1 protein-coding gene is annotated in these 12,535 nt (G+C 66.4%); it reads right to left on the bottom strand.

Features of this window, described 5'->3' with window-relative positions:
• Window positions 1–12,391, bottom strand: a 12,391-nt coding sequence (locus AC07EQ_RS21240) for a DnaJ domain-containing protein (protein WP_478389645.1), incomplete at its 3' end; no start/stop codon positions are given.
• Window positions 12,392–12,535 lie beyond the last annotated feature (144 nt).

Raw genomic sequence — 12,535 nt, 5'->3', positions numbered from 1 at the left:
CCGCACGTTCTTCCTCGCGGCGAAGCTGCTCCTCACGCTGCTCCGCTTCAAACCTCTCGCGGATTGACGGAAGGACATCCTCCACCCAACTCCACGGGTCCTCTTTCTTACGCCGCTCCCGACGCTTCGCGTCCTTCTCCGCACGTTCTTCCTCGCGGCGAAGCTGCTCCTCACGCTGCTCCGCTTCAAACCTCTCGCGGATTGACGGAAGGACATCCTCCACCCAACTCCACGGAACCTCTTTCTTACGCCGCTCCCAACGCTCCGCGTCCTTCTGCTCACGTTCTTCCTGCTCGCGAAGCACCTCCTCCTTGCGCGCCTCCTCCGCCCGGCGGGCCTTCTCCTCGCTTTCTTCCTCCCGCGCGCGACTCGCCTCTTCAGCCTCGCGGCGAGCCTGCTCCGCCTTGCGGCCTGCCTCCGCTCGCGCATCCGACGTCCGCTCCCGGCGAGGCTTCTGGGACGGGCCGGACTCGTCCCGCTGTCCGGAGCCCAAAACCGTTCTCGTAGTACGAGATCCGCGCGGCTGCTCATCCTGCCGCGTCCGACGGGACTCCCTCCGCTGGCGGCTTTCCCCCTTCGCGTCCCGTTCGCGGTGCTTCGTGCGAGCCGATTCACCGTCCCCCGAAACGGCTTCGGGCCTGCTTTCCGCACCGAAGCGGGTCTCGGGCCAGGTGGTCCTCTTCACGACCGTCTCGTCCTTCTTGTCCTTCATCTTGAACAAGAAGCGACTGACCTCGTAGTGCGTGGTCTTCGTTTGGGTTCTGATGTTCACCAGACCAGCGTCGGCAAGCACGACAATCCGGCCCGGGTCTGCCAGCGCCGTCACTCCCTTGGGGGTGTTGACAGTGAGGCCGGGTATCGCCTTGACCAGCTCATTGGCGACCTTGACCGAGGTTCCCGGCCTGTCGGCACCGAGCGTCAGCAGCAGCACCGACGAGCTCTTGCGGACGCTGCGGATGTTGCCGAGGATCCTCGTGGCCGTGGACTGGTCCACCACGGCTATTTCGGTCTTTCCACGCTTGCCGATCACCGGGACCGCGAGGGCGCTGCCGTCGGTGTCGATCGCGAGGATGAGATCCGACTCGAACGGTGCCGTGATCTCACGATCGGGCCCGGCCGCCAGAGCAGTGGTCGTCGACTCACCGGGACGGGTACGCACCACCCGAAGGGGACCATCGATCGAATCCAGCCAGCCCTCGAAGGCACCGAGCTCGGAGTCGGAGAGCAGCGCAATGCTCGCAGGGCTGTGACTGGTGGAGCGCCGGTCGGTGATGCGCAGGTCGCTGTGCTTGAACGTGGCCGGCTTCCCGGAAATCGTTCCCCTGTACTCCGGGTCCTTGTCCTTGCCACCGCCCAGACCCGGCGGCTCCGAGGCCGCCATTCGTTCGGCCGCCGAGCGCATGCCGACCGGCGAGTACACCGGCGTCAGCACCACATCCCGGGGAGCCTCCCAGAACTCCACCTTCGACGGAGAACCCCAGAACTGCTGGCTCTCCTCCTGAGGATTCAGGAGAATGGGGCGATCTTTCTTAACAGCCGCGAAATAGTGGCCACCGTCAGGGTAATACGCGAGCACCATGCCGGACGCGCCGCGCTCCAGGCGTGACAGGTATTCCTCGACATCGGCAACCCTCGAGAACTCGCCCACATACCTCAGACCCGAACCCTCAATCCGATCCCGATGCACCTCCCCACTCGGCCCGGCCACGAAATCCCCGGCCCGATCAGGATGCGCCAACCGGTTCAAGAACTGAATCGTCGCCCCAGCACAATTCGTCCGATACCCCAGATCGCCATCGACATCGGCATCGAAATTATCCTTGTTCACCCCGCGCATGAGCTCGAAAAGCTCTCGATGCTCCCGCGCATACTCCGCCGACACCACACCCGGCCGCACCGACGCCGCACCCACCGACACCGACGACGCACCACCGAAACCGAACCAACTCGGTCCCTGGCTTTGCCGGCGACTGCGGGACGTCCTGTCGCCACGATAGTCCCGGCCACTCCCCGGGGCGGTGGGGCGGCGCGGGACACCCCAATCGCTCGGCCCCGGCGCCGGGTAATTCCACGGATTCGACTGCCGCGGGTGCGTCCGCTCGAACTTCGCCCGCAGCTCCGCCATTTCGCACTCGTAGTCGTAATTCTGCCGCTTTTGTTTATCCGACAAGACGTCGTAGGCGTCCTGGGCCTTCTGGAAGTTCTCCTGGGCCTCAGGGGCCTTGTTCTTGTCCGGGTGCCACTTCAGGGCCAGCTTCCGATGCGCCTTCTTGATCTCGGTTTCGTCCGCATTCGGCTGAACACCCAGCGCCGCGTAGTAGCCCTTCGGATCCGCGAACGACTGCTTCGACCCGTCCTGCTGTCCCTGCTGCTGACCGGTCCCCGGCGTCTCCTGCCGAGCCGACGACTCCGCACCCGGGCGAGACCCGGCCTGCTCGTTCCGGCCCGATGACTTCGGCTCAGAACTCGACCCGGCCGGGCCGGGCCGCGACGTCCCCGCCTCAGGGCGAGGCGCTTCCTTCTCGGGCCGCCCGGTGGGCTTCGGCTTCGGCTCCGCCTTGGTCTTCGATTCCGGCTTCCGCTCGGGCTTCGGCGCCTGCCCGGTGGGCCGGGAGGTCGACTCGGGACGCGGCTGCGCGCCGGAGGACCCCTCGCCCTGGTCGCCGTAGGCCTGCTCGGTCAGCTTGGCGAACGCATCGTTGACGTCCTGGTGCTCCGCGGCGGAGAGATTCGCCAATCGCAGCCGCTCGAACGCCCGCTCAATCCGGTGCAGCGGCCAATCACGCTCGACACCCAGCACCTCGTAGGGGTCGCGCGGCGGATTCTTGTTGATCTTGGCGAATGCCTCTTCGATCCGCCGCCATTCAGCGTCCGAGAGATTCGCCAATCGCAGCCGCTCGAACGCCCGCTCAATCCGGTGCAACGGCCAATCACGCTCGACACCCAGCACTTCGTAGGGGTCCGTCGGCGGGCTCTCCGGAGCCGGTCGCGCACCGGATGTGCTCGGCCGCGAGCCGGACGCAGCCGGTCGCGCACCGGGTGCGTCCGGGCGCGGGCGCGGCTCCGAGTGGTTCGCTTCACGCCGGCGAATCTCGTCGCGCAGTTCGGCTTTCCCGTAACTGCCCTCCGCCCAGAAGTAGGACAGGACTTCTTGCTCCGAGCCGGTGTAGGACGGGACCGTCTGGGTGTAGTAGCCCAGCCAATTTCCGTTGTCCCTGGCCCCGATTCGCCCACCAGACGCCAGTCCCATCTCGGTGTCCGCGGTGAACACCCGCAACGGAAGCCCACGCCAGTACAAGCGAGCGGCCAGTTCCCTGGCGCCGCTTTCTTTCGAGGCACCATGCACCGGCAGCAACAGCGAATCAAATCCCCGGAGCCGAATGGCTTCCTGGACCCGTTCGGAATCGGCGAGGAAGTTCGCCAACGTGGTTCCGGTAACCCAGATCTCGGTGGTGCCTCCGTCGGGGTCGACCGGGATCATGAACCCGGACCTGACGGGCTTGACCGCGAGGACCAGTGAGTTCGCGAAGGGAGAGTCTGCGATCTCGCTGTTGGGCCGGGTCCCGCTCCTGCGCCTTGCTGCGCCGACCGATTCGCCGGGCATGGTGCGCACCACGCGGATCGGGCCCCGGATGTCCTTGGCCCAATCGCGGAACTCCGCCCTTTCGGCCGGATCCGCCAGCAACACGAAACCACGCCGCCCGTCCGCGTCGCGCATCGCGCCGAACTTCGCATCCTCTCGAGCGAAATTGACGGGACGGTTGGAATCATTCAGTCCGGGGTACAACTCGGGCGCAGCCGGCTGGGGTGCGGGCCGGGGAGAGGGCCGATCGTACGGACGGGAATCGGCGCTAGGCCGGAACTCCGGCTCCGGCCGAACCGTTGACCGTCCATTGATTTCGTCGATCTCGGCCCGCGAGAAGCGAGTCGTGCCATAAGCGATGTCCGTGGTGCCGCGGAAGGTCAGCATTCCGCCGTTGTCCAGCACGACCAGGCGTCCACCGTGTTGCAGTTCCGTCGGGCCGTCACCGGTGTGCACCAAGCGTTCAGGGTTGGCAGCGGCCAGCTCACGACCGAGTTTCACCGGGGCATCGGGCGAATAGGATCCCGACAGCAGCAGCAGCACGGAGTCGGCTCGGCGGATGCTCGGCGATTCGGCCGCGAGCACCTGCGCGGCAGTCTTCGCATCCACCCAGACCCTGAGTTCCCCGCGATCGGTGCGGACGGGCAGCGCGTACCTCCCGTCCCCCCGGGCGTTGACCGCCAGAGCCACCGCACCGTGGAACGTCATGGTCACTTCGCCGTCACGAGCCGGGCTGTTCTCCACGGCCTTGGCCGCTGATTCGCCGGGCAACGTGCGCACCACGGTGAAGGTGGCGCCGCGGACACCTCCCAGCCAGCGCTTCACCTTGTTGGCAAGACCGTTGTCCGTCAGCGCGGAGACCAGCCTCATCTCGCCTGCATCGGTCCCCCTCGCAACCACTTCATCACGCCCGAACTTGACCGAGCGCCCTGCGTCATCCTCGCCCCGGTAGCGCCGCGAACCACCGCCCAAACCGGACGGTTTCCTGACCTCCGAGCTGCCAGGAACCGAATCGGGCTCTTCAGCCAGCGTCGACCAGGAGAAGAACTCGTCGCGTTCGGCCGTTGAACGCGCATCGACCGGTGTGTATACCGGGGTCAGGACCGCGTCCGAGGTCACCGGCGAGAACCACACCTCCACCGGAGAACCCAACTGCGCAAGCGAATGCGACTCCCCATCGTAGAACACCACATCCCCACCACGCTTGTGCACCGTGAAGAAATGACCACCACGATCACCGAATTCCGCAAACACCAGGCCATACGCGCCATCAGCGCCCTTACCCGCCACGAAATCCGTCACACCGTCATAACCCCGGACCTGCTTCGCCATCGGCGGCAGACCCGTCTTCTCCACCTCATCCCGATGCACCACACCACTCGGACCAGCCACGAACGTGCCAGCCCGACCCGGATGCATCTCCCGGTTCAACGCCTGAATCGACGACGGCAGGCAATTCGTCCCATGCCCCGCAACACCCGCAACATAACTATCCCGGTTAATCCCCTCCATACCCGCGAAATTCTCACGCACATACGCTGCCTCGCCGGCCGGATCACCCTCGAACGACTCCGCCGACACCACACCCGGCCGCACCGACGCCGCACCCACCGACACCGACCACGCACCACCAAAACCGGTGGGAAGCCCAGCCCTGGTTGCTCCCTCCGGTCGGCCCTCTGTCGTGGAACCCGGGCCGCCCTTGCGGTCTCGAAGCTCGCTGATGCGGTCCTGCTGCTCGGCGCGGACCTCGCCGCGGACGGCCTGGATCCGGTCGAGGACATAGCGGAACTGCTTCAGCAGCTCCGCGCGGCCGTCCTGCGCGGGGACGTCCCTCAGCTCAAGCCTCCGGCTGCCGAGGTCGCGATCCATCATGTGCTCGACGTTGATCGCCTGGTAGTGCGAAGGAGCGCTGCGGATGTTGGCCTTGGCGGCGTCGCTGATGTTGAGGTAGTCCAACGCCGGGTTGGTCAGGCTCGCGTTGAACTCGTTGATCGCATTGGTCGCGGCCGGGATGTCGAGGTGCCCGGCGCGGACCTTCGCCAGCATTTCCTGGATTTCGGTCCCGAACGCTTCCAGCGCATTGCTGCCGCTCTTGCCTGCCGGCGGGAGGAAATCGCTCAGCCAGGGCGAGTTCGCCAGGTCTTCGGCGTTCTGGAACGCTGCCTTCCAGTCCCGGTTCCCGTCCTGGAGGCTCTTGACAGTGCTCAGGAACAGCTCCGGGCTGCCACCGAACGCGGTCTCCGCATCGACCGACAGATGCCCGCCGCCGCCATGCACGGACTTGTCGATCCCGAGGCCCAAGCCCTTGGCCTGATTGAAGATGTCATTGTCGACGATCGTGGCGATCCAGCCCCGCTCGAACGCAGCCGCCGGGACGGGCTTCGTCTGCGTCTCCAGGCAGCCGTCGTCCAGGCTCACCGCCCACCACCAGGTCTCGCCGTCCTTGGTGTAGGTGAACTTCTTGCCGTCGCTGGAAGTCTCCACCTCGAGGTCGATGCCCCGGTCCTCGAGGGTGTGAGAGTTCGCTTCCACGCGCTTGGCCCAATCGTTGATCAAGCACGCGGCCTTCTTCGAGATCTGCTCCTGGAGCTTCTTCCCTTCCTTGTCCGTCGGCGGGGAGGTGACGACGAGCCCGTTGATGCTCTCGTGCTTGAACGTGAACTCGGTCCCGAAGCGCACCGAATTCCCGAGCGCGCTCCACGAATCCGCGAACGCCGTGGCGGTGATCTCCCGGACGGCGAGTTCCTGCTCCATCCCCTTGAGGATGCGCACCGCCGCCTCCACCTGTCCGGCGTCCGCCGCCGGACGAGGTCCACCGCCATACGCGCGGGAGAGCAACTGGGCAGCGCCCCGCTCCTCCCGGCTCATGTCGGCTCGTTTCTTGTTCAGCCATTTCGCCAGGAGAAGGTCGGCACCGAGCCGCTTCTTGCCCGTCACCTCCGCGATCACGTCGAGGTAGCCGTCGATGATCTCCTTCGCCTTGGCCAAGGAGTCCGTCGCCGCGGATTGGTGGCCGGTGTTCGGCGGGGCACCAGCAAAGCCGCGCCTACCCTGCGGATTCTCGGCCGGAGTCTCCGACGGGCTCTGCTGGCCCAGCACGTCGCGTGCGTCCAACGACATCAACGCGTCGACCATCGGCTTGACCTGCTCCCCAACCGGAGCCTGCTCGATGCCGCGGGCCGCGTTGTCGTCGAGCTTCACCGACGACGCCTCGCCACCCCAATGGCTCGGCTCACGCCGATCGTGGTTGTCCTGGACACCCCGTCCCTCGCCCCCGCGCGGGGATTGCTGGCCGGTCCCGGCATGGACCCTGCTGATGTCGAACCGCAACTGGAAGTTGCCGGAGCCATCCTGCCTGACGCCGCCACCCGAGACGTGGAACTTCTGGTCGTCGGGCAGCTGTTTCAACTCGTTGAACGTGTCCACGATGTTCTTCGTGGACTTGCCGTTCACCGTCTTCATGACCTCGGCGTAGACATCATCGTGGGCATCGAAGTCCACGCCGCTCCCGCCGGCCAGCAAGTTGCCGAAAACGTCCTTGGCCGCCGTGCCGGAGATGTTCTGCCGGAAGATGGTGTCCGGAAGCCGATCCGGAACATCCCCGGGTTTCGTCTTCCTGCCGAACAGCTTCGGAGCCCGCTTGTCGATCTCCTTCGCCTTGGTCACCTCGTTGAACAGCGCCTCCGCCTGCGACCACTGGTGGATGAAGGCATCGCTGGCGGTGAACCTCTCCCCCTTGGCCCGGTAGTTCTCCATCATCACCGCGACGCTGCCCACGTCGTCCCGCCCGTAGAGGTTGTGGAAATGCCCGCCGGACTCCGGGGCCTCGCTCTCCGGTTTCGTGGGGTGCGGCCGGTAGTCGGCGGTCTGCTCGTCCACGTCGACCAGCTTCGGGCTGGGGACGGGTCGGCCGAACTCGGCAAGTGCCGCGGACCGGCGCGCGTGCATGGTTTCGCGCTCACCGTCTTCCACAGCGGCGAGGTAGTGCGCCAGCCGCTCCGCCGGCGGATCGAAGCGCTGCTGCCTCGGAGAAACCTGCTGGTTGACCGTGGCGTCGCCGATGCTGTGCCGCTGACCGTCCTGATGGCTGACGTGGAGGTCCCCCAGCCGCTCCGCACCCTCTGGGCGGGGGAACTCCTCCCCAGCCCCGCCGGTCCAGGACTCATCGATGCCGTCCTCACCCGGCACATCCCCGCCATCGATGCTCTTGCCCTGCGGATCCTGCCCTCTCCGGTTGTCCTCGATGACGTTCTGGAGCAGCCGGTAGCCGCTCGCCGCCACGTCGGCTTCCGTTCCGCGGTCAGCTCGGCGGGGCCGCTGGGGATCGTCCAGATCGATTTCCAGGATCTTGTACGGGCCGAACTCGGAAAGCCCGTCGAAAGCCTGCTCCGAAAGCGCTCTCGCCAGCAGCCCGGGGTTCCCACTGGACGGGTCTACCTGGCCTCCGAGTGATACGAAAGTGATGCGCTCGAGCCACTGACGACGCTCCTGCATCGGGAATTCGTCGTCAGAGAGAACATTACGAGAAAACTCCTTCAACGAGGAAGTATCGCCGTCCTCATGGATCCCAAGAGCATGCACCACCGGCGCGTGCGATCCCTCGGCTGCGTTCAGGTGTTGCTGAATGTAGTAATGCGCCGCCATCAACGAAAGTCCCGATTGAACGTAGTCGATCAACAGCACATCCCGGCCGTGGGGCAAGTCGGCCAAGAACTCGTTGAAGTGCGCGGAGAGCAGCTCCAGTTGCCCATCCGTTGGCGGGCTGAACCCCGTCGCCACGAACTTGCGGTGCAGGACGGAGTCCGGCAACGGCGCCGGCCGGAACTTTGACAACGGTAGGTTGATGGCGCCGTGGCCACGAGACTGGAGCGCCGCGACGATCGGCACCGGACTGCGACCGATGCCCACGTAGCTGAACCGGTCGGGCGGATACGCCTTGAGGACGTACTCCGTCAACTGGTTGACCGCGCTCTCGACACGCTTCTGCTCGTTCAAGTGGTGCCGGCCCGCCAGGTGCCGGATCGTCTCGTAGAAGCGCTGCGCCTCATCGATCCCGTAGGTCCGCCCAGCCATGTCGGCCGGACCATCCGTGATGTAGTTCAAACCCCCATCGGGAGCTCCGCTCCGGGTGATCCGCGGGCCGCTGAGGTACACCTTCGCGGCCAGGTCGATGCCGCCATTCTGGGGATAGATGTACCCGCTTTCGGCCAGCCACGCCTGCGCTATTCGCGGAGTCAGCCAGACCCCTTGCTCACCGGCTACAAGCAACGTGTGCTTGGATTCGGCCGGATGCCTCTGCAGCTCGGCTTGCGACACGGCGACGTCAGAATCGTCGTCAGAATCGTCGATCTCCATGCTGTCATCGATGATCCGATTGAGTCGAGCCTCGACGTCCTCGGAGTTCGCCTCGAGACGCGGAGGAGACAGCGGCACATCCCAGCCAGGCTCAGGGCGGGAGAACTCCTCCCCAGTCCCGCCGGTCAAAGAATCATCGATGTCGGTGGCAGCCGGTGCGGGACCTGTGTCGCCGACGGCTGGGAACGCGGTCTTGAGCGGGCCGGCGGAATGCCCCGACGGGGCCGATAGCAAGAAGATCCTGTTGTCGGGATCCTGAGGCAGGAAAGCCGGACGCCCCTTCTGGTCCTGGGAATCGACATAGGTCACCCGGCCCGCGTCGTTCTTCTCCGCGTAGAAGAAGTGCCCCTTCCCCTTGGCGGACCTGATGTACACGGCCCCCTGCGCACCAGGCTTCCAGGTGTCCAGAATGGTCTTGTCGAGAGTGGACGGTCCGCCCTTCTGCTCCTTGAACCGCGCGCCGAAGTAGTCCTGCATCTCGCGCAGCGACATTTCCTCGGACGGAGGGTCGGCGTGGAACTGCCGGCCGTGCTTCCTGCTGCGGAATTCCTGAATCGTGGCAACACCGCAGTTGATCCGGCGCCCAGGCGCATCATCCGCCAACGCGGGGTCGGTGTTGCCCTCCGGCGCCCGGTTCACCTTGCCGGCCTCGGGGAACTCCCGCCGCATGAACGCTTCCGCGGCGACATCGTTCGGGAAGCTCTCCAGCGACACCACCTGGGGCAGCGGGCCCTGCCAGTGCTCGAACTCGGACAGATCACACGAAACGGTCTCGTCCGGAGTCTCCGACGGGCTCTGGACGTCTACGTCGGGATCGGACTCATCCCCACTTTCATAACCTTCGTCGACGAACGAGTCCTTGACCGTGGCCACCGCCGGGACAGCACCCACCGACTGGTCCGTGACCGACGCCGGGGCAGTCTCCCCCAGCGTCTCCGGCACGTCCCGGACGAACGACACGTCCCCATCGTGCTGGGACTCGTCCCCGCTCACATAACCTTCATCGACGAACGAGCTTTCCACCGGCACCACCGGCTGTGCCGGCGCCACCTGCAGCTGCGGTTCACCGCCGCTCTTCGGCGTTCCGGCCCTGCCGGACGTGGCCGAACTCGTCCGCTGATCGCTGCCGGAGGACACAGTGGACGGCGCGTCGCGCTGGGTCAGGGGCTGATTCCCGGTCGACGTCTCACCCGCCGGCGCTTCGGAGGACAGCTGCGTCGAAAGCCGGGACAGGCCATCCTGATGACCGACGGCCGGCTGGTCGGACTTGTCCCGGGGCACGTCCTGGGTCGAGGTGCTCGGCGTGGCGGCGGGGTTCGAAGGTACTTGCGAATTGCTGCTCTGACCGGACGTCGTGGGCGTGGTGCTCGGAGTCCCCGACGGTTGCCCCGGCCCGGTCTGCTGGCCGGTCGGGCGGAGCTGCGCGGACGCGTTGCCGTCCTGCTCCTGCTGGTCCGCGCGCGGCTGGTCGCGCTCGAGCGACACCGAGTGCTGGTCGAGGTCGCGCTGGCCAGCGTTCTGCTGACCAGACGTCGACTGTTCCGGCGACTGCTGCCCCTGGACCTGGCCGGGCGACTGCTGGTTCGGGGACTGCTGACCCGGAACCTGCTGGTTCGGGGACTGCTCGCTCCCCGGCTGCTGGGCGGGCGGCTGCTCGACGGGCGTGTGCCGCACCGGCGGCTGCTCGGCGGACGGTTGCTGGGCCTGGGGATTCTGGTCACCGACCACCGGATCCACGCCCTGCGGCACGTTTCCGTGCGGCGTCGTCGTGTCGAAACCGGGCAAGCCCTGGTCCGAACCGACGTCCTGCGGCCCGCCGGTAACCGGCGGCTGCCCGGCCGGTTGCTCCACCGAAACCGGTCCGGTTTCGACGCCCGCAGGTGGCGGCGTTTCCCCGCCGACGCCCGGCGGCGGAGACCCCACCGGCGGAGCCGACACAGGCGGCGAAACCGAAGCGGGTGACGGAGAACCCGCAGGCGGAGCCGACGCAGGTGGCGGGGAGCCCGCAGGCGGAGACCCCACAGGTGACACACCCGCCGGCGGCGCAGCCGAACCGGGCCGAGAACCCGCCGGTGGCGGAGCCGAACCAGGCGGCGGAGAACCCACAGGCGGAGACCCCACAGGCGAAACACCCGCGGGCGGCGGAACCGAACCAGGCGGCGGGGAGCCCGCAGGCTGCTCCGCGGCCGGGGGCTGGTACGCGGGCGGCGGTTCCTCGGCCGGGGGCTGGTAGGCGGGCGGGGGCTGTTCGTTCCCCCACACCTCATTGGGCGGTGGCGCCTCACCACGCGGCGAGTACGGGGGCGGCGGGACATCGGAAGGCTTCCCGTCCGGGGAATCCACAGGTGCCTTCGACTCGACCGGCGGATTCTTGGAGTCCGACCCCACCGGCGGCACCTTCGAGTCCGACCCCACGGGCGGCACCTTCGAATCCGACCCCACCGGCGGCACCTTCGAATCCGGCCCCCCACCGGGAGTGCCCTCCCCGCCGGGCAGACCCTTACCGTCCGGGTCATAGGAGGGCGGGGGCGGCTGGTCCGGGCCTCCGGCAGGCGAGTTGTTCGTGTTCCGGTTGTTCCGCCACTCACGCGACCTGATCTGCGCGTCCTTCTCGATCGTGCCCATCGTGACACTCGAGATATAGGTCTGGAACGGGTCGAAATTGCCGCCGGCGAGCGTGATGACCATCCCCTCGGCCGGCAACTCCGAAGCGGCGTCGAGCTGCCCCGCCCCGATCGGCTTGCGCACGAAATCGTCCGTGTGCCTGTTCAGCTTCGCCAGACGATGCAAGATCATAGCGTTGAACGCGGAATCGGCCCCCACAGCGCCCTCCAGCGCCATGCCCCTCACATCCCAGCCGTTCTTGCGATTACCGTTCGCCGTCGTGATCCCCTGGGGCAAGAATGCCTGAAAGAACTCCTCACCGAACTCCTGAACAGGCTCCCACGCCATCCGCAACTGCCCGGAAAGCGTCGTGGCCTGCTGCTTGGCCGTCGCGATGATCTGCGAGAGATGCCGACGCCCAGCCGCGATCCACGCCGGGATCGCCTCGAAGAACCCGCTCAGATAAAGCCCGAGGATCGTGGACGCGAAAAACGCCAGACCGATGAGGATGTCGTACTCGGCCTCCTCCCCGTTCAACCCGAACTCATCCACCATGTCCGCCGCGTACCGCAACGCCGCCGCACGCGCCAGAACCGGATCGGTCAACCCCCGAACATGATCACCGAACGCTTTCGCGGTCTCACCCTCAAGATTCGCCCGCACACCAGACGACAACGAATTGACATTGCTCGTGGTGTTCACGTCAGCGTCCGCGTTGTCCCGCATCTCACGAGCCAACGCGTACATATCATTCGAGATCACCAACGGCGGCTTCTCGATCAGCGCAGTCAGCGAATAGTAAATAGGCGCCCAGACACCATCCCGGGGAATCTGGATCTCACCCATCACTCACCACACCATCCGATTCGGACTCACACCACCGACCACACCACCGCACGCCCGGGCTATCAGCTACCTGCGGAAACGGAAGAAACCCGGCTCCCCATCACGCGGGAACTCCATGTAGACCCGATCATCGACATCACCGGC

The organism is Saccharopolyspora sp. NPDC045839 (genome assembly GCF_056431645.1).
The sequence above is the reverse complement of the archived record's forward strand: the minus strand, read 5'-3'. Positions and strand labels throughout refer to the sequence as shown.